General features: G+C 73.9%; 15 protein-coding genes. 8 read left to right on the top strand and 7 right to left on the bottom strand.

What is annotated here, in order from left to right; genetic code table 11:
- Positions 1 to 235 precede the first annotated feature (235 nt).
- Both EJG53_RS38330 and EJG53_RS38325 read right to left on the bottom strand, forming a co-directional pair.
- A complete protein-coding gene (locus EJG53_RS38330; protein ID WP_125048744.1) occupies positions 236 to 853 on the bottom strand; it encodes a hypothetical protein in 618 nt (205 codons plus the stop codon).
- Between the two features lie 139 nt (positions 854 to 992).
- Complete coding sequence (locus EJG53_RS38325; RefSeq protein ID WP_125048743.1) at positions 993 to 1,421, bottom strand: DUF3224 domain-containing protein; 429 nt, start codon at positions 1,419 to 1,421, stop codon at positions 993 to 995.
- Between the two features lie 103 nt (positions 1,422 to 1,524).
- Between EJG53_RS38325 and EJG53_RS38320 the strand changes: the two genes are divergently transcribed.
- A complete protein-coding gene (locus EJG53_RS38320; RefSeq protein ID WP_125048742.1) occupies positions 1,525 to 2,556 on the top strand; it encodes a helix-turn-helix transcriptional regulator in 1,032 nt (343 codons plus the stop codon).
- Positions 2,557 to 2,585: 29 nt separating this feature from the next.
- Here the strand turns inward: EJG53_RS38320 and EJG53_RS38315 are convergent, their stop codons facing one another.
- The gene (locus EJG53_RS38315) at positions 2,586 to 6,818 is read right to left on the bottom strand and encodes an amino acid adenylation domain-containing protein (protein WP_244955514.1); all 4,233 of its coding nucleotides are present in this window, start codon (positions 6,816 to 6,818) and stop codon (positions 2,586 to 2,588) included.
- A gap of 327 nt (positions 6,819 to 7,145) precedes the next feature.
- Positions 7,146 to 8,117: a threonine/serine dehydratase gene (locus tag EJG53_RS38310; RefSeq protein WP_125048741.1), complete on the bottom strand. Its 972-nt coding sequence runs from the start codon at positions 8,115 to 8,117 to the stop codon at positions 7,146 to 7,148.
- 328 nt (positions 8,118 to 8,445) lie between these two features.
- Between EJG53_RS38310 and EJG53_RS38305 the strand changes: the two genes are divergently transcribed.
- Positions 8,446 to 9,423 carry a hypothetical protein gene (locus EJG53_RS38305; protein WP_125048740.1) on the top strand — a complete coding sequence of 326 codons (978 nt, stop codon included), beginning with the start codon at positions 8,446 to 8,448 and terminating at the stop codon, positions 9,421 to 9,423.
- A 48-nt stretch (positions 9,424 to 9,471) separates the two neighbouring features.
- On the opposite strand, the gene EJG53_RS38300 is transcribed toward EJG53_RS38305, so the two are convergent.
- Together EJG53_RS38300 and EJG53_RS38295 are read right to left on the bottom strand one after the other, a co-directional pair.
- Entirely contained in the window at positions 9,472 to 10,077 is a 606-nt protein-coding gene (locus tag EJG53_RS38300) for a hypothetical protein (RefSeq protein WP_125048739.1), read from the bottom strand.
- Between the two features lie 63 nt (positions 10,078 to 10,140).
- Positions 10,141 to 11,004 (bottom strand): helix-turn-helix domain-containing protein, encoded by an 864-nt coding sequence (locus tag EJG53_RS38295; protein ID WP_167515232.1) that lies wholly within the window; start codon positions 11,002 to 11,004, stop codon positions 10,141 to 10,143.
- 400 nt (positions 11,005 to 11,404) lie between these two features.
- Here EJG53_RS38295 and EJG53_RS38290 point away from each other — a divergent pair, with 400 nt between their 5' ends.
- The 3 genes from EJG53_RS38290 to EJG53_RS38280 all read left to right on the top strand — a co-directional run bounded on the left by EJG53_RS38290 (position 11,405) and on the right by EJG53_RS38280 (position 13,849).
- Positions 11,405 to 11,596, top strand: a complete 192-nt coding sequence (locus tag EJG53_RS38290; RefSeq protein WP_125048737.1) for a hypothetical protein — start codon at positions 11,405 to 11,407, stop codon at positions 11,594 to 11,596.
- Positions 11,593 to 11,817, top strand: coding sequence for a hypothetical protein (locus tag EJG53_RS38285; protein ID WP_125048736.1), 225 nt, complete (start codon positions 11,593 to 11,595; stop codon positions 11,815 to 11,817). The genes EJG53_RS38290 and EJG53_RS38285 overlap by 4 nt, the downstream gene beginning before the upstream one ends.
- A gap of 220 nt (positions 11,818 to 12,037) precedes the next feature.
- Positions 12,038 to 13,849 (top strand): ABC-ATPase domain-containing protein, encoded by a 1,812-nt coding sequence (locus EJG53_RS38280; RefSeq protein ID WP_125048735.1) that lies wholly within the window; start codon positions 12,038 to 12,040, stop codon positions 13,847 to 13,849.
- Between the two features lie 394 nt (positions 13,850 to 14,243).
- On the opposite strand, the gene EJG53_RS38275 is transcribed toward EJG53_RS38280, so the two are convergent.
- Entirely contained in the window at positions 14,244 to 15,356 is a 1,113-nt protein-coding gene (locus tag EJG53_RS38275; protein WP_125048734.1) for an amidohydrolase family protein, read from the bottom strand.
- Here EJG53_RS38275 and EJG53_RS38270 point away from each other — a divergent pair.
- From EJG53_RS38270 to EJG53_RS38260, 3 genes are all read left to right on the top strand, one after another.
- Positions 15,355 to 16,152: a GntR family transcriptional regulator gene (locus EJG53_RS38270; RefSeq protein WP_125048733.1), complete on the top strand. Its 798-nt coding sequence runs from the start codon at positions 15,355 to 15,357 to the stop codon at positions 16,150 to 16,152. The two genes, EJG53_RS38275 and EJG53_RS38270, sit on opposite strands and share 2 nt — an antisense overlap.
- Entirely contained in the window at positions 16,149 to 17,684 is a 1,536-nt protein-coding gene (locus EJG53_RS38265) for an MFS transporter (protein WP_125048732.1), read from the top strand. The genes EJG53_RS38270 and EJG53_RS38265 overlap by 4 nt, the downstream gene beginning before the upstream one ends.
- A 173-nt stretch (positions 17,685 to 17,857) precedes the next feature.
- Complete coding sequence (locus tag EJG53_RS38260) at positions 17,858 to 18,430, top strand: GNAT family N-acetyltransferase (protein ID WP_307721712.1); 573 nt, start codon at positions 17,858 to 17,860, stop codon at positions 18,428 to 18,430.
- The last annotated feature ends 48 nt before the right edge of the window (positions 18,431 to 18,478 follow it).

Below are 18,478 nucleotides of genomic sequence, written 5' to 3'. Positions count from 1 at the left end.
CGTGCGGGCCATTGATTGGCCGCACGGAAAGGGGCTGCCAATCAATGGCCGGTGCGGTGAAGTGGGCCGTACCTGCGCCGGTCACGGTGCCCGCGTCCGCACCCTCCGGCGTCGACGGGACCGGGCCGGCGCAGCACCGCACCACGTGCGGCCGGTGGGTGGACGGGCATCCTCACGGGGGTGGGATGCCCGGCACCCGGATCACGTCGGGCGCATACCGTTGCCGGGAACCGGATCAGGTCAGACGCATACCGTTGGCGGTGACGATCGCGTCGTAGTCGCCCTTGAGGCCGCCCTCGCCCACGTAGCAGCGGTACCCGCTGGGCTTGTCGATCGGCACCAGTTGCACCTCGGGAGCCTTGTCGCAGCGCAACGACCTGGCCGCCTTCCCTCCGTACATCCCGTACTGCTTCCACGCCCGGGCCCGCATCCCCTCGGCGGTCAGCACGCCGCCCTTGGTCGGCGTGGCCGTGTACTGCATGAGGATGAAGCCGCCCTTGGTCTCGACGCGGAAGGGCACGTCGACGCCCATGTACTTCACGGTGCAGGTGAAGGTCTGGGGCTTCTCGCCGCCGACCTCCTTGGTGTCACAGGTGCTGCTGGTCGGCTTGGGCACCGCGCCGCCCATGTAGAGCACCCGGGTCTCCAGGTCGTACTTGATCTGCTCCAGCACCGGCGCCTTCTTGCCGGGCGCCGGGTGCTGCGGGGCGACCTTCTCGGGCGGCGCGGCCGTCGGGCTCGGCACCGGCGTGCCCTTGGCGGACGCCGGTTCCCCGGACGCTCCGCAGGCGCTGGCCGCCGAGACCACCAGGGCCACCGTCGCCGCCGTACGTATCCATTTGTTGCGCTGCACTGCTGCTTCCCCGTTTTCCCCGTTGCGCGCGGGCCGCCGATGCGGCCTGCGCATCTTGTTGCCGGACCGCCCGATCTTAGGACGGGCGCGGCGCGGCGGAGGAAGGGGGTCCGGATCCGGCTACGGCTACGGCTACGGCTCAGCCGAAGTCGTAATCGAAGGTGTACGGAACGGACGGGTTGCCGTGCTCGGCCGTGAACTCCCCGGTACCGCCCAGCCCGGCCAGCTCCCCGGTGGCCGAGCCCGGCACGACCTCGAACGTGCAGTGCACACTCCCCCGCTCGTCGAACGTGCCGCGCTCCTCCACGACGAAGGTGCCCCGCCGCCCGTCGACGCTGCCCGCCAGCAGCTCCATCCCGGTGAACGTACCGGTCTTCTCCGTCATGTAGACGATGGTGTACTCGCACGTCGTCTCGGCTGCCTCCACGCCCCCGGCGAAGGTGTTGGTGACGGCGGCGTGGGCCAGGCGCGGGAAGGTGCCGTCCTCGCCGAGGGCGCGTTCCTCCCAGTTGGCGTACGTGAAGTGTCCGGTGGTGCGGAGGCGTTCGGCGCCGGCCGGTGCGGGCATGGTGATCCTTTCGTCCGGCCGCGCGGTACGGTCCGCGCGGCGTGCTCGAAGTCTCGCCGCCGTACCTGACACCTTCTGTCAGGTACGGCGCGACAATGGCCCCATGCGCGCCGACCGTCTGCTCTCCCTCCTCCTGCTGCTCCAGAACCGCGGCCGGATGACCGCCGCCGAACTGGCCGCCGAACTGGAGGTGTCCCCGCGCACGGTCTACCGGGACGTCGAGGCGCTGGGTGCCGCGGGCGTCCCGGTCCGCTCCGAACGCGGCCCGGACGGCGGCTACTCGCTCATGGACGGCTACCGCACCCGCCTGACCGGGCTGAACGACGCCGAGGCGGAGTCACTCTTCCTGGCCGGCGTGCCGGGGGCCGCGCGGGAACTGGGTCTGGGCGCGGTCCTGGCGACGGCCCAGTTGAAACTCCAGGCCGCACTGCCACCCGGCCTGGCGGACCGGACCCGCCGCCTCCAGGACCGCTTCCACCTGGACGCCGCCGCCTGGTTCCGGCACACCGACCCGGTACCCCACCTGGCGTCCGTGGCCCGCGCCGTCTGGGAACAGCGGACGCTGCGCGTCCACTACCGGACGTGGAACGGCACCGCGGCGCACCGGGAGCTGCTCCCGCTCGGCCTCGTCCTGAAAAGCGGCATCTGGTACGTGGTGGCCTGGACGGACGGCCCGCCACCGGCCGACGCTGCCCGGCCGGGCGACACCACCTCACCGGGCGACGGCACCGTACGGACCCGGACCTACCGCATCTCCCGCCTCGTGCACGCCGAGACGACGGACACGTCCTTCGAGCGACCGGCCGGCTTCGACCTGGCCGCCTGCTGGGAGGAGTCCTCGCGGCGCCTGGAGGCACGACTGCACCACACGACGGCACGGCTGCGGATCTCCCCGCGCGCCCAACGGCTGCTCCCCATGCAGTTCGGCGCGGCCGGCAGCCAGGCCCTGGAAGGCGCCGGGCCGCCGGACCACGAGGGCTGGGTGCTGGTGGACCTCCCGGTCGAGGCCCCGGCCGTCGCGGTCGGCGACCTCCTCCGGCTGGGTACGGAGGCCGAGGTGCTGGGCCCGCCCGGCCTCCGCTCCGCCGTCGCCCGCACGGCGTCCGAACTGGCGGAGCGGTACGCGGCGGCCTGAGCCCGTCACCGGAACGCGGCTTTCCGCCGCTACCCCCGCGCCCCCGGACCGGGCACCGCCACCGTCGCTTCCAGATGTGCGGCCACCTCCCGGCCGATCCGGGCCAGGGGTTCCGCCTGGGTCATGGCGTGGTGGGTGCAGGCGATGTCGTGGTTCTCGATGTGGCCGGTGACCAGGTGGCGCCAGGTCTCGGCGGTCGGTGCGTGGGCGGGCTTGCCCTCGGTGGCGCGGAAGTACAGCAGGTCGCCGTCGAAGATGCCCTCGGAGAAGGTCGGCAGCAGCTTCACCGAGTTGGTGAACACCTCGGTGACGGCGGTGAGCCGGTCCTCGCCGAGCGCCGGGTGCTGCTTGAGGGAGTCGAGCAGCTCGTCACCGCCGCCCGGCCCACGCAGCACCGCCGCCACACCCGGGACGGTCAACGGCCGCGCGAACCGGTCCGGATCGTGTCCGGCCGCTTCCAGGAGCAGGGCGAGGATGTCGTGCTCCGGGACGGCGGAGTCCGTCATTCCGTGCGGGTCGATGGGGCGTGAGTCGAGCATGGCCAGCAGCGCCACCCGCTCGCCCCTGGCCTGGAGCCGGACCGCGATGGCGTGGGCGAGCGCGCCGCCGAGCGACCAGCCGAGCAGGTGGTACGGCCCGGTGGGCTGTACGGCCCGGATCTGCCCGACGTAGTCGGCGACCATCTCCTCGAAGGTGGCGGGCAGCGCCGCGCGCCCCGCCAGTCCGCCGGCCTGGAGCCCGTACACCGGGACGTCCGGGTCCAGGTGGCGCAGCAGCCCGGCGTAGCACCAGCTCAGGCCGCCGGAGGGGTGGACGCAGAAGAGCGGGGGGCGGCTTCCCCGGGTGCGCAGCGGCAGCAGGGCCTCGAAGCCGTCCGATCCGCCGCCGGTGCGCAGCACCTTGACGAGTTCGGCGACGGTGGGCGCGTCGAACAGCGCGCGGATGGACAGCTCGGTGCCCAGCGCGGAGCGGATGCGGCTGATCAGCTTGGCCGCCAGCAGGGAGTGCCCGCCGAGGGCGAAGAAGTCGTCGTCGACGTCGACCTGCCGTACGCCGAGCACCTCGGCGAACAGCGTGCACAGCACCTTCTCCTGGGGGCTGCGCGGCTGGCGCCCGGTGCAGACGGCAGGGGTCTCCGGCGCGGGCAGGGCGGCGCGGTCCAGCTTGCCGTTGGCGGTCAGCGGCAGGTGGTCCAGGAGGACGAAGGCGCCGGGGACCATGTACTCGGGCAGGCGGGCGGTCGCCCAGGCGCGCAGGACGTCCGCGTCGACCGGTGCGGGCGCGGCGGTGCCGGAACCGGAGCGGCGGGAGGCGGGGATACGGCCGGGCACCGCGCGGTCGGCCGGGCGCTGGGGTGCGGGGATACGGGCGGCCGGGCGTTGGGGGTGGACGGGCACGACGTACGCGGCCAGGCGCCGGTCGCCGGGGGTGTCCTCCCGTACGGTGACCACCGCGTGGGCCACGCCCGGGTGGCGGGCCAGCGCCGTCTCGACCTCGCCGGGCTCGATGCGGAAGCCGCGCACCTTGACCTGTCCGTCGGCACGGCCGAGGTATTCGAGGATGCCGTCGGGCGTCCAGCGCGCCCGGTCGCCGGTCCGGTACATGCGCGAGCCCGGCGCGCCGCAGGTGCAGGGCACCCCGGGGTCGCCGCAGGTGCCGGCGGCCGATCCGCTGCCCGCGTGGGCGAAGGGGTTGGCGACGAACCGCTCCGCGGTGAGCGCGGGCCGGCGGAGGTAGCCGCGGGCGATCTGGTCACCGGCCAGGTACAGCTCGCCCGGTACCCCGGCCGGCACGGGGTTGAGCGCGGCGTCGAGCACGTACGCCTGCACGTTGCGGCCCGGCCGTCCGATGACGGGCTGTTCCCCCTGGCCGGCGATGCGGCAGTACACGGCGTCGACGGTGCACTCGGTCGGCCCGTAGTAGTTGTACGCGGTGGTGCCGGGCAGGGTGCGCAGCGTCTCCCAGAGGGCGGCGTCGACGGCTTCGCCGCCCACCATGAGGATGCGGGGCCGGTGCCGTTCGCCGGTGAACAGTCCGGCGGCGATCAACTGGTGCAGGTAGGTGGGGGTGAGGTCGAGGAAGTCGACGCGGTGGTCGGCGATGTAGTCGACGAGGGCGGGCGGGTCGAGGCGTACGGCGTCCTCGACGAGGTGGAGTTCGTGGCCGGCGGCCAGGAACAGCGGGCCCTCCCAGGCGGTGTCGAAGGAGAACGCGGCGGTCAGCGCGGCCCGCAGGCGGCGCCGGGCGGTGGCCGTCTCCGGGTCGATCAGCTCGGCCCGGTGGTCGAAGAACAGGTTCGTCAACTGGCGGTGTTCCACGACGACGCCCTTGGGCTGCCCGGTGGAGCCGGAGGTGTAGCTGACGTACGCCGGGTGGCCCGGTGCCAGCGGGGCCACCCGGTCGGCGTCCGTGGGGTCGGTGTCCGGACGGAGGTCCAGTTCCCGTGCGGCGGCCGGGGTGTCCAGGCACAGGGTGGTGACGGTACCGGGCAGGTTCCCGGCGGCCGCCGCCGAGGTGAGGACGCAGACCGGGCGGGTGTCGGCGAGCAGGAAGCGGATGCGCTCGGCGGGCAGCTCCGGGTCGACCGGTACGGACGCGGCGCCCGTCTTGAGGACGGCCAGCAGCCCGGCGAGGTGGTCGGCGGTGCGCGGCAGGGCCAGCGCCACGAACGTCTCGGGCCCGGCGCCGCGTTCGATCAGCGCGTGTGCCAGCCGGTTGGCGCGGGCGTTCAGCGCGGCGTACGAGAGGGTGGTGGCGCCGCACACGAGGGCGGTGGCCGCGGGCGTGCGGCGGGCCTGCTCCTCGAAGAGCGCGGGCAGCGTGGTGACCGGCACCGTACGGGCGGTGTCGTTCCATCCGGTGGTCACCCGGCGGCGCTCGGCGGCGGGCAGCAGGTCGATGCCGCCGACGGGCTGTTCGGGGTCGACGCCGGCCAGGGTGTCCAGCAGGGCCAGGAAGCGGCGCTGGTGGGCGGCGGTGACGTCGGCGTCGTACAGGTCCGGGTCGGCCTGGAAGTCGATGCGCAGACAGCCGTCGTCGGTCCGCTCGTAGACGTTGACGCCGAGGCCGGTGACCGGGCCGTTGGAGAGGTTGTGCAGGGTGGCCGGGTGCCGTCCGAAGGCCAGCTCCGGGTCGTAGCTCATGATGTTGATGCCCCAGTCGCCGAGATGCCCGCCGGTGTGCGCGGCGCCCAGCTCCTGGACGAGGTACGGCGACGGGTAGCGCTGGTGGCGCAGTAGGCCGCGGGCCCGCTCGGAGGTGTGCCGCAGCAGTTCGCGCACGGTCGTGTACGGCTCCAGCCCGACCTGGAGCGGCAGCACGTTGGCGACCATGCACGGCGTGCTGCGCGGTACGGCGCCGACGCGGCCGGTCACGGTCAGGTCCAGCGTCACGTCGGTCGATCCGCTCATGCGGTGCACGTACAGCGCGAGCGCGGCCATCGCCACCACGGGCAGCCCCGACCGGGTCTGCCGGGCCAGGGCGCGCAGCCCGTCGGCGGCGGGTGCGGGGAGGTGGCCGGTCTCGCGCACGAAGCGGTGCGGGACGGTGGCCAGTCGGCCGGCGAGACCCGTTCCGGCGGCGCGGCCGGCGAAGCGCTCGGCCCAGAACGCGCGGTCCTTGGCGCACCGTTCGGAGGCGTGGTACGCGGCCTCGTCGGCCAGCAGTTGCTCCAGGGTGCCCAGGTCGCTGGGCGGGCACTCCTCGCCCGCCTCCAGGGCGCTGTAGATTTCGGCGATCCGCCGGATCATGAGCGAGAAGCCGTAGCCGTCCAGGACGATGTGGTGCAGCGCCATGTACAGCACGCAGTGGTCGCCGGGCAGCAGCAGCACGGCGAAGCTGAACAGCGGGGCGCGGCGCAGGTCGGTGGGCTTGCGCAGGTCGGCCCACATCCACTCCTTCGCGCGGGCCCACGGGTCGGCCGGCGGGACCACCAGGGCCGGTCCCGGCGGCGGTCCGGCGGGGCGGTCCGCCGCCTCCCGCAGGTCGACGACGGGCAGCGGCCAGTCGTCCGCGAGGTCGGGGACCTGCCAGACGCCGCCGTCCTCGTCGGTCTCGAACCGGACCCGTACGGCGTCGATGCCGGCCACGGCGCGGCGCACCGCGGTGTCCAGCACGGCCAGGTCGACCGGGCCGTGGATGTCCACGTACTCCGCGGCACGGTAGATCGGGTTCTCCGCGTCAAGCTGCTGGGAGAACCACATCCCCGTCTGCGCGACGGTCAGCGGCAATCGGCGACCGCGGTGGCCTGGCTTCCTGTTCATGCTTGCCGTCTCCTGACGAAGGTGCTGGTGTACAACGGCGACCGGGCCGTGGCGGGGCCGGGCGACCGGTCGCGGCTCACGCGCCGTAAAGGGCCAACGAGCACCACACGACGGGTGTATCGGTTCGTCGGCAAATCTCTTTGGACAGGTGTGCGGAGACGGGTGCGCCGCATGCGCCGCGGGCCGTCCGGAGAACCGCGGACGCGCAGCTCACAGGCGGAACGGCGAGGGTGGGGCCGGGCGGTCCCGGGAGCCGGACGGCTTCCCGGCGACCGGCCCGGCAGTCATGCGTACGTCGAATACGTGCGCCAGAACAGGCCGCCGGGGTCACTCACCGGGGCGTACGGGCTCGGTACGTACCAGGTCCGACGGGTCGGTGTTCGCGCCGCACACGACGACGCACACCCGCTCCCCCGGCGCGGGCCGGTACGCCCCGGACCGGAGGGCGGCGAAGGCGGCCGCCGTGCCGTGCTCGACCGCCAGCCTGCGGTCGTCCCACAGGCTCCGGCGCGCGGCCACGATCGCCTCGTCCGGGACCAGCAGCGAGACCGCCTCGGCCCGCAGGGCCCAGTCCAGCGCCATCCGGCTGGCGCGGCGCGCGCCCAGCGAGTCGGCGGCGACGGAGTCCACCGGGACGTCGACGACCCGGCCCGCCTCGATCGCCGCGTTCAGCGCCCGGCAGTTCTCCGGCTCGACGGCCACGACCTGGACGCCGTGGTGGTGCGCGGCCGCGGTGACCCCGCTGAACAGGCCACCGCCGCCGACCGCGACGACGACCGTGTCCAGGCCGGGCAGCGCGGCCCGGATCTCCTCCAGCAGGGTACCGGCCCCGGCGGCGATCAGCGGGTGGTCGTACGCGTGCGCCTCCAACGCGCCGGTCCGTCCGGCGTGTTCCCGGGACGCCTCCAGCGCGGCGGCGTACTCGGTGCCCACCTGGCGTACGTCGGCGCCGAGCAGGCGCAGCCGGGCGACCTTGACCGGCGGCGCGGTCTCGGGCAGGAAGACCGTCGCCCGGACGCCGTGGCGGCCCGCCGCCCAGGCGCAGGCCAGTCCGGCGTTGCCCCCGGAGGCGATGACCACCCCGGCTTCGGGCAGGGTGCCGGCCTCGCGGTGCGCGGCGATGAAGTTGGCCGCGCCGCGAGCCTTGAAGGACCCGGTGTGCTGGGTGAACTCGTAGGCGAGCCAGCCCTCGCCGGGCCCGAACCCGCCCGGGTCGACCGGTGCGACGGTGACCGGGCGCACGTCCCCGGCGATCCGGCCGGCCGCCGCCTGCACGTCGTCGTAGCTGATGCTGCTCATCGCGGACCACTCTCCCGGGGGTCGGAACGTCGGACGCCGTGTCACGGTGCCGTCCGGCGCGGCGGGCGGGCCACCCGGCCGGACCGGACCAGTTGATCACGCGCCACGTCCCGGGCGCCCGGCCGCCCCGGTCCCGGCTCCGGCCACCTCTCCCCCGGCCCGGCCGTACAAGCCCCGGCACCGCCCTCGCCCCCGTAAGGGCGAAAGTCCCGCCCCGCCAGGACTTTCCGCCCTTGGCGCACGGGACCACCGACCGAAATGATCTTGGTACGCCGAGCCGGCGGCGCGTCCGAGCCGCCGGCCGACCGAAGGAAAGTACCCGCACGTCATGACATTACGTACGCCGGCCGTGCTCACGTCGAGCGCCGCGGCGGCCCTCCTCCTGGCCCTGCTCCAGGCGCCCGCCGTACACGCCGCCGACCGGCCCCGGCCGACCGGTGCCCGCTCACTGGACAATGTGCTCTGCATCTACAGCACCGAGATCACCGACCGCACCACCGGCGGCTACGTCTGGGACATCGGCAAGCGGGCCCACGCGCTGTGGAAGAGCGACGGCTTCCAGAAGAAGTACGGCGAGCTGTCCTACGCCGAGCAGACGAACAAGCTGCTCTACGAACTGAACGTGAGCCAGCACGTGTTCGGTCATAGCTGGCTCGTGCACTTCAACAGCGGCGGCAAGCTGCACCGGAAGCTGGACAGCGGCGAAGAGGCCCGCTACGACACGTATTCCTTCCAGCCGAACGATCCGGACGGCACCAACGGTGACGGTTCCCCGGTCGACGGCATGTCCGTCAACTACACCGGTTACGACATCAACGTACCCGGCAAGCCGCTGGTCGAATGGGACCGGCCGAGCCGCAAGCAGGACCAGGGCCAGGCGCACTCCGCACGCGCCGCGCGCTGTACGGCGCTGACCGGCGCCCAGCAGAGCGCCTTCAAGCAGGAGATCCAGCGGCGTGGCGAACTCAACGAGAAGTACACGCTGCTGCCCAGTTGGAACTTCCTCCTGACCGGCGGCTGGGCGGGTACGTCCGCCAGGAACTGCACCACGTTCGCCCTCCAGGTCTGGGACGCGACGATGAAGGACACCCCGGCCGAACGCATCGACGCGCCCGGCGGCTACCCCGCCGCGGACATCAACAAGCTGGGCGGCAAGGTCCCCGCCGACCTGACGCAGAGCGAGTTCTCGGCCTGGATCCCCGCCCTGGCCGGCAAGTGGATCCGCGAGAAGAACGGCGGCCACGACGAGAACGCGGAGGTGCCGCGCTTCGCCGACGACGCGCTCGCACCGGCCGGCGCACGGTAGACGCCCCGCACGCTCCCGGCACCGGCCGGTGCCGGGAGTCGCGTTCCGTCACGGGCCACGCGGGAGCGGCGGGAGCCGTCCCCGCCGCCCCCACCCTGTCGTCACTTTCCCGCTTGCCCCGGCCCGGACGTGTCGGGGGGCGTCCTGCGCCACATGGGCGTCGCCATGCGCCTGGCGTTCCGAGTCCGCCACTTCCTGGTCGACGGCCCGCTGCTCGAACTCTTCGCGTGCTTCCGCGCGGCGCAAGGCCGCTTCGACTCGCTGGAGCTGTTCCTGACTGGCCGTGATCAGGTCCTGGGCCCGCTCGATGGCCTCGGCGGAGCGCTGCCGACGGCTGACGCTGTCCTCGCCGGCGGCGCGGGACCGGCGGTCCGCCCGCTCTTCCCGCGCATCGAGAACGGTCTGGCGCCGGTCGGCGGCCGCCTCCCGTGCGTCCGCGCGGGTTTCCCGCGCGTCGGCCGTGTTCTCCCGGGTTTCCGCGAGGCGCTCCCGCCGGTCGGCGGCCTCGTCACGCCGGATTGCCAGCCGTTCCCGCTCGTCGGCATGGCGTTCACGCCGGTCCACGGTCTTCTCGCGCCCTTGGATCCACTGCTCCCGGTCAGCGGGCGACGGGGCGTCAAGGTCCGGGGCGCCGTTCGGTCGCTCATTGCTCACGCTGGCAGTATGCGCCGTCACGCCTCCCTCGTGAAAGGTGGTGGGCCGTCCGGCGACGCCGCGTCAGCCTCCCGTGGCGTCCAGGTAGGCACCCAGCGCCTGGAGGGGCGTCCACAGTTGTTCGAAGTAGGCGGCGAAGTAGGACATGTACGTCGGGTCCTGGACGCTGAAGCCGTTCAGCTTCTGACGGGCGCCCCCGGAGAAGGCCAGGAAGACGGTGCTGTCGTCGATCAGCGCCATGTTCAGGCCGTCGGCCGCCGCCGTCCACCGCAGTACGTTCGCCTCGTAGTTGAGGAGGTGCCCGGTCTCCTCCCGGTGCCGCCGGGCCCAGGCCAGGACGTCCCGGTCGGGTACGCCGTCGGTCTCGGGGACGCCGATGATCCGGCGGACGCTGCGCTGGTCCTCGGTGTCCTCGCGCGCCCAGGCCAGGATGTCCGCGAAGTAGTCCGCCGAGGCTTTCGTCGTGTACTGGTCGGGCGGGTAGCGGCGGGTGTACGTCACCCTGATCTCCGTCCGGGCGGCCCGGACGCACCGGGCCGCCGCGGTGTAGAACTCGGGGTTGCTGCGGTACCAGGTCGCGGCGAGGAGCGCGTCACCGCCGGCGTCCGGCAGCGCCACCGGGCGCGCGGCCCCGTCCTGGCCGGCCGGTCCCCGGCGCAGCGCGTCGAGGCGGCGCTTCGCGTCCCGCCAGCGGTCCAGCCAGTCCGCCGGTTCCGCGCCGCACGCGGCGACGAAGGCCGAGGTCAGTTCCCAGCTCGGGAAGCGGCGCCCGTTGAGCATCGCGGACACCGAGCTGCGCCCGCACTTCATCTGGAGGGCGAGGCGGGCCTCGGTCGGTTCGAAGCACCGCAGCCGCAGTTCGCGCAGTTGCTCCGCGAACGCCTCCACGGGCTCCGGTACAGGTGGGGACGCTGGCCGTTCGGTCAATGGATCATCATCCCCCGGGTGCGCGGCGGCGGCGCCACAGAAGTTCCGTGCCTGTCCGTCATTGTCCGCCTGTGCCACCGGTGTTCGCCAGTGTCCCGGCGCGCTGTCGCGGTGCTCAGAAATGCCTGCGCCCGTCGCTCCGCCATAGGCGCAGGTGAGCGCGGGGCCGACACTTCCGGTGTACGGGCCGCACGGCTCAGCGCGGCCGGCCAGCGGGAAGGAGGACGTCATGTGACCTGACAGCCGATCGCGACCGGCCGGCACGAACCGGCGGGCGGGCGGCGCCCGTACCGCCACCGGCACACGAAGAGGCCGCTCCCTGGAGCTTCTGGCGGGAAGCAGGGAACGGCCTTCTGCCGAACTCGGAAAACCTCGTGTTCTTCACCCACAAGGAGACCTCATGTCCGTCGACTGCAGGATAGCCCTTCGCTGTACGGGCATCGCCTTCGTGGCGGTGCTCATCGTCGGCGTCACCCTGGTGACGCCCTCCCCCACCGGATTCCCCGTGTCGCAGGACTCCCTCTGGGTCCTGCTCCTGGGCTCGGCGCTCACGCCGGCCGCCGTGCGGGGCGGGACGGGGCGGGAACGGTGAGCGCGGCGCCGACGGCGGCGTGCCGTCGGTGCGGGGCCGCGGAGCCGCGCACCTTCACCACCCCGGTCGTCGACTGCTCCGGCCGGCTGCTCGTCGCCACATCCGTGATCTGCGCGTGCGGCGGCACCACTCTGGTCGGGCTGCGGCCGGTCCGTGCGGCTGACGGTCAGGGCGCGCAGGCGGACGCGCCCGGGCGGCTGTTCCCCTTCGCGGTGTACTGACGGGGCCGCCGTGTACTGAGGGGCCCGTCGCGCGCCGACGGGCTCCCCCGGTACGGGGGCGGGGCCGGTGACCGGCCGCGGACGGGTGCGCCCGGCCGCGGCCGGACACGCGTCCGCGTGCGACGCGGCGGTGCCGGTCTGGGTATCGTCGGCCGTCGGACCGGTGGACCACCGGGGACCGCACGACACGACGAGACACGACGAGAAAGGTGCAGGCGCTGTGCCACGCCCTCAAGGCCGGGACCACGACCGCGGACGCGCACACGGCCGGGACCGCGGGCCGACCCGTGCCCACGGCCGTCCACAGGACCGGCCGCGGGCCGACCGCCCGCAAGGGGTCAGGGACGGACTGGCCGGGGAGCTGCGCCGGATGGACGGCGCCTCGTACGGCAGGTACAAGTCGCTCCTCGGCAGTTGGTCCATGCCCGGCTTCACCCTGGAGGTGATCCGCGGGCAGTCCGACCCGTACGCGCCGCCCGCGCGGGTCGCCCTGCGCGTACCGGCCGAGGAGGCCGGGTTCCCCGCCGACCTGTGGGAGTCGCCGGTCCGGCGGCGGGCGCTGGCGAGCTATCTGGCGCGGCGGGCCGCCGAGGCGGCGGACCACCGGGCGCTGCGGGTGGACGCCGGCGGCCAGGAGGTGCTGGAGCGCAGTTCCTGCCTGGTCGACGCGCGGGACGGCTCGGTGACGCTACGGCTGGGTGTCGACCTGCCGGGGCACGGCCGCCGCATCGACGGGCACGCGGCGGAGCACGTGCTGTGCGGCCTGCTGCCGAAGGTCGCCGAGCGCGCGCTGCGGTACGCGGCACTGGACGCCGACGACGTACGGGCCTTCGCGGACACCGTCGAGGACTCCGCCGCACTGCGCGCCGCGCTGCCCGGCCTCGGCCTGGTCGCGTTCGTCGCCGACGGCGCTGTGCTGCCGCGGCGCAGCGGCGTGGACGACCGTCCGGCGACCGGTGACGGAGTCGTCCCGTTCGCCTCTCCGGAGGAACTGCGGGTCTCGGTCGACCTGCCGCACGCGGGGACCGTCACCGGCATGGGCGTACGCGAAGGCGTCACCCTGATCGTCGGTGGCGGCTTCCACGGCAAGTCGACGCTGCTGCGGGCCCTGGAGACGGGCGTGTGGGACCACGTCCCGGGGGACGGCCGCGAGCGGGTGGCGGCCCGGCCCGACACCGTCAAGATCCGCTCCGAGGACGGCCGCCGGGTCGAGCGGGTGGACGTGCACGCCTTCGTGGACCACCTGCCGAGCGGCGCGGACACCACCGACTTCTGTACGGACAACGCCTCCGGCTCCACGTCGCAGGCCGCCTCCCTGTGCGAGGCCGTCGAGGCGGGCGCGCGGGCCCTGCTCATCGACGAGGACACCGCGGCCACCAACCTGATGATCCGTGACGCGCGGATGCAGGCGCTGGTCGCCAAGGAGCGGGAGCCGCTCACGCCGTTCGTGGACCTCGTCCGCTCCCTGCACCGGGACCACGGGGTCTCGACCGTGCTGGTGATGGGCGGGTCCGGCGACTACATGGAGGTCGCCGACCAGGTGGTCATGATGGACGCGTACCGACCGTCCGACGTCACCGAACGGGCGCGCCGGCTGGCGGCGGTGCCGACCGGCCGGACCGCCGAGGCGGACGCCTTCCCCGGCGTCGCCCACCGCCGCCCGGACCCCGGCTCCCTCGACACGTCCGTACGCGGCCGCTCCCGCATCCGGGCGCGCGGCGACGACGGGCTGACCTTCGGCGAGCACGACATCGACCTGCGGGCCGTCGAACAGATCGCGGACGCGCGCCAGGTGGCGGGCATCGGCCTGGCCCTCGAACTGATGGTGCGGCGCGGGTACGTGGACGGGAAGCGCACCCTGGCCGAGGCGCTCGACCTGCTCGACGGCGACCTGGAGGACGGCGCGCACCGCCTCCTCGCCGTCCGCGACGAGGACTTCGCGCTGCCGCGCCGCCACGAGGTCGCCGCGGCCCTGAACCGCCTGCGCGGCCTGCGGGTGCTGGGGCGGCCGACGGGGGAGGCGGAGGGCTGAGAGTCGGGGGATGAAAGCTGAGGGCTGAGAGCTGAGGGCTCGTCCGCGTACGGGATGCGTCGCGAGGGGGCGCAGGTGGGTACGCGGGCGAGCCGGCAGCGTTACGACGGGACTCGGCCGTTGCGACGACCCTCGACCGTTACGACGTAACCCGGCCGTTGCGACGCACCCCTACCGTTACGACGAAACGCCACCGGTTCGACGAGGCGCAACCGGTACGACGCGACGTAGCCGGTTCGACGGGACACACCCGGTACGACGAAACGCACCCGGTACGACGAAACGTAGTCGGCACGACGAAACGCAACCGGCGCGACGGGACGTAGCCGGTTCGACGAGACATAGCCGGCGGTTCGACGCGTCGGGACCAGGCCGCATGCTCCGGCAGCTCGCGTCACAAACCGGACGGCACCGGTTCGACGCGGCGGATGCCCGCCCGGCGCACGACCTCGCGCCCCGCCGCCGCGGCCCGCCGTAGCAGCGCGGGGCCGTCCCAGTGGAGCGGCCTGCCCTCCCAGAGCCGCAGGCCGCCGCCGACCACGACCGCGCGAATCTGGTCGCGGTTGGCGAGCCGTACCAGTTCCCAGGACAGGTCCCACGACGGCGTCAGCTCCGGTACGTCGAGGTCCACGACGAGGAAGTCCGCCGCCTTGCCGGGCGCGATCTCGCCGGTGACCCGGCCCAGGCCGAGCGCGTCGGCGCTGCGCGAGGTCGCGTGCTCCAGCCACACCCGGCCGGCGCCGCACACCGAGTCGCCGCTCGACAGGCCGAACGCCAGCCGCTGCGCGGTCTCCGCGGCGTCCACCAGGCGGAAGCCGTCGCCGCGGGTGCCGTCCGTGCCGGTACCGAAGCGCACGCCCATGGCGGCCATCGTCCCGGCCTGCGCGACGCCGTTGCCCTTCCATGCGCTGGCGACGGGGTTGTAGCTGACGGCGGTGCCCGTGTCGGCCAGCAGAAGGAGTTCGCCGGGCGTGAGCAGGGTGGCGTGCGCGCCGAGCGTGTGCGGGCCGAGGGCGCCGACATGGTGGAGGTGTTCCACCGGGCGCCGGCCGACGCTCTTGAGGGAGCGTTCGACGGAGGCGAGGTGCTCGTTGGCGTGCACCTGGAAGACAGCACCCGCTTCGGCGCACAGCCGTGCCGTGCGCCGCAGCACCCCGGCGTCGGCGGCGTCCTCCTGCACGGGAATCGCCAGGGACGGGTGGACCAGCCGGGACCCGTCCCAGCGGGCGAGGTGCCGTTCGCCGCCCTTGCCGTCCGAGCACACCTGCCCCAGCACGCAGCGGATACCGGCCTCCTGGGTGGCCTGCGCCAGGACCGCGACGTCGACGGGCGCGCGGGTCCCGGCGTCGGCGACGGAGGTGAATCCGCCGCGCAGCGCTTCCAGCGCGGCCAGTTTCGCCGCCAGGTAGGCGCTCTCCTCGTCGAGCGCGCATGCGGACCCTAGGTTGGGCAGGCGCCCGGCCCCGAGTCGCCCGGCGCGCCCCGAGCCGAGCTGCGGAGAGCCCATGACCGCGTCGCCGTCCGACCCGACCACCGCCCCGGCAGGCCCCCGCCCTCGGTCCCGCGCGGACCGGGCCCGGCAGGTCGCGGAGGTACTCCGCCGGCAGATCGCCTCCGGAGCCTTCCCCTCCGGCGTCCTGCCGGACGAGCGGAGCCTGATCGCCGACCACGGCGCCTCACGGAACACCGTCCGCGAGGCGCTGGGCGTCCTGCGCGACGAGGGCGTGGTGGAACGGCGGCAGGGCGTGGGCACGGTGATCCGGCGCCGTACGTACGAGCACACGCTGGAGCGGCTGACCGGACTGGCCGAGACCCTGTCGGCGTACGGGCGGGTCAGCAACGAGGTGCGGGTCGCCGACGTGATCCGGCCGCCCCGGGAAGTGGCACGCAAGCTGTGCGTCCCCGACGACGGGCAGGTCGTCTACATCGAACGGCTGCGCCGCCTCGGCGACGACCCGCTGTCCCTGGACCTGACCTACCTCACCACCGACATCGGAAGGCCGCTGCTGGACGCGGACCTGGCGGGCCGGGACCTGTTCAGCCTGATCGAGGAGTCGGTCGGCGGCCCGCTGGGTTCGGCGAGCGTGACCGTGCACGCGGTCAACGCGGACCCCGGCACCTCGGCCCTGCTCGGAACCCCGCCGGGACAGGCGGTGTTCACCGTCGAACGGCTGACCCGGCTGCCGGACGGGCGCCCCGTGGACCTGGAGTTCCTGCGCGTCCGGGGCGACCGGCTGGCGTTCCGCGCGGAACTGGACCGGGGCACCGGCGCACCCGACAGCCCGACAGGTGACAACCGATGACCCGCACCACACCCACCTCTTTCACCACACCCACCCCCTCCTGCGAAACCGCCCCTCCCCACCGTCCGGCCCGCCTCACCCTCGCCGTGATGTGCCTGTGCGTCACCCTCGTCGTCGGCATGGTCTCCGCCGTCAATCTCGCCATCCCGTCGCTGTCCCGCAGCGCGCTGCACCCCTCCGCCGAAGCGGTGGTGTGGGTCGTGGACGGGTACGTGGTGTTCTTCGCCTGCCTGCTCGTCCCGGCGGGCGCGCTCGCGGACCGGCTGGGCCGCAAGGGCACCCTGCTGGGCGGGATGGCGCTGTTCACGGCGGGTTCCGCGCTGTGCGCCGCCGCGCCCGGCATCGCGGTGGTGATCGCCGGCCGGATGCTCAGCGGGGTCGGCGCCGCCGCCGTACTGCCGACGACGCTGGCCCTGCTGGTCGCGGACGCGGCGCCGGAGCGGCGGCCCCGGCTGGTCGCGGTGTGGGCGTCGATGACGGGCCTGGCGGCGGTCCTGGGCAACGTCGGGGGCGGCGCGGCCCTGCAGACCGGTTCCTGGCGGGCCCTGTTCCTGTGCGTCGTCCCGCCGGCTCTCGTGGCCCTCGTCCTGATCGCCGCCTGCGCCCCGGCCGCCGTACGTCACGACCGCCCGGTCTCCCCGCTCTCGGCGAGCTTGCTGACCGCCGGGTTCCTGGCCCTGCTGACGGGCATCGTCTCCGGGCCGGAGTCGGGCTGGCTCAGCGTACGGGCCGTGGGCGGCTTCGCCCTCGCCGCCGTACTGCTGACCTGCTGGGTACGGTACGAACTCCGGCGGCCGCACCCGATGCTGGACCCGCGGCTCTTCGCCCTGCCCGTCGTGCGGGCGGGAGCGCTGGGCCTGGCGCTGGCCTTCGTCGGCATGTTCGGCCTGTTCTACATCAACGGCCAGTACCTCCAGTACGCGCAAGGCCATTCGCCACTGGAGGCAGGTATACGTCTGCTGCCGATGGCGGCCGCGCTGCTGCTGGCCCCGCGCTGCGCGACCGTACTGGAGCGGTGGCTGGGCGGCCGGGCCACCGTGGGTACAGGGCTGCTGGTACTGGCGGCGGGCCTGGCCACCGTATCGACGGTGAGCGCGCGCACCCCGTACGTCCTCTACGCCGCCGGTGCCACACTGACGGCGGCCGGCTGCGGCCTGGCCACCCCCCTGCTCTCGCACGGCATGATGTCGGCACTGCCGCCGGACCGGGCGGGAACCGGCTCCGGACTGCAAAGCCTCGCCCGCGAGTTGGGCAGCGCGCTGGGCATCGCGATCAGCGGCAGCATCGTCACCGCCCTTTTCACCGCCCACCTGCCCGCCGTACTGAACGGCCCGCCCCCGCCGACAACCGTGGCCGCGGCGGAACGACGACTGAGCGACGTGTCCGGTTCGGCGGACAGCGCCCTACGGGACGCGGTGCTCGACGCCTTCACCGGCTCGCTCGACGTCGCGATGCTCGTCCTGGCCGCGGTGGTCGTGGCGGGTGGGGCGTTGGTGGTCGCGTGGTATCCGGGGCGCCGTACGCGCACCTGATGGCAACTCGGGCGTACAGCCAGGTACGTTCACCGGGCCGCCACCCCGTACGACCCCACGGCCCCAACCGCCCCACGGCCCGCTGGCATGATCCACACATGTCTTCCACCACGCCACCCGCCACATCCTCCCCCGCCCCGCACCCAATACCCCCCGTCGTCCCCGCCGGCCGTATGCGCGACAGCGAGCAGCCGACCCTCCCCCTCCCCGCGAACGCCGCATTACGCCCCTGGCGCCCCACCGACGCCCCCACGCTGGTCGCCGCCTGCCAGGACCCGGACATCCAGCAGTGGAACCGGCCCGCACAGGTCTCTACGGAGGGCGCGCGGGCCAAGATCGCATCCTGGCAGCAGCGGTGGCAGGACGAGCAGGCCGCCATCTGGGCCATCGTGGACGGGAAAGACGGTGGGCAGGACGGTGCGGCGGTGGGATTGGCCGGACTCGCGGACCTGGATCTCAGAGGCGGCAGCGCGGAATTCCTCTACTGGCTGCTCCCCGCCGGACGCGGGCGCGGGCTCGCGGTGTCGGCGACCGTACGGATCAGCCGATGGGCCCTGGAGGAACTCGGTCTGCACCGGCTGCGGCTCACCCACTCCGTGGCCAACCCGGCGTCCTGCCGGGTGGCGGCCAGGGCAGGTTTCCCGCTGGAAGGCACCCTGCGCAGCGCGCTGCTGCACGCCGACGGCTGGCACGACGAGCACCTGCACGCCCGTATAGCGGGCGACGACTGGCCCGCAGACGCCTGAACCACCGCCACCCGGGGCACGAAGGCCGAGCACCCGCCCGCCCCGGCC

The sequence above is a fragment of the Streptomyces chrestomyceticus JCM 4735 genome (assembly GCF_003865135.1).
In the GTDB taxonomy this organism is placed as follows: Bacteria; Actinomycetota; Actinomycetes; order Streptomycetales; family Streptomycetaceae; genus Streptomyces; species Streptomyces chrestomyceticus.
Note: the sequence above shows the minus strand (reverse complement) of the source record. Positions and strands in the feature narration are given on the sequence as shown.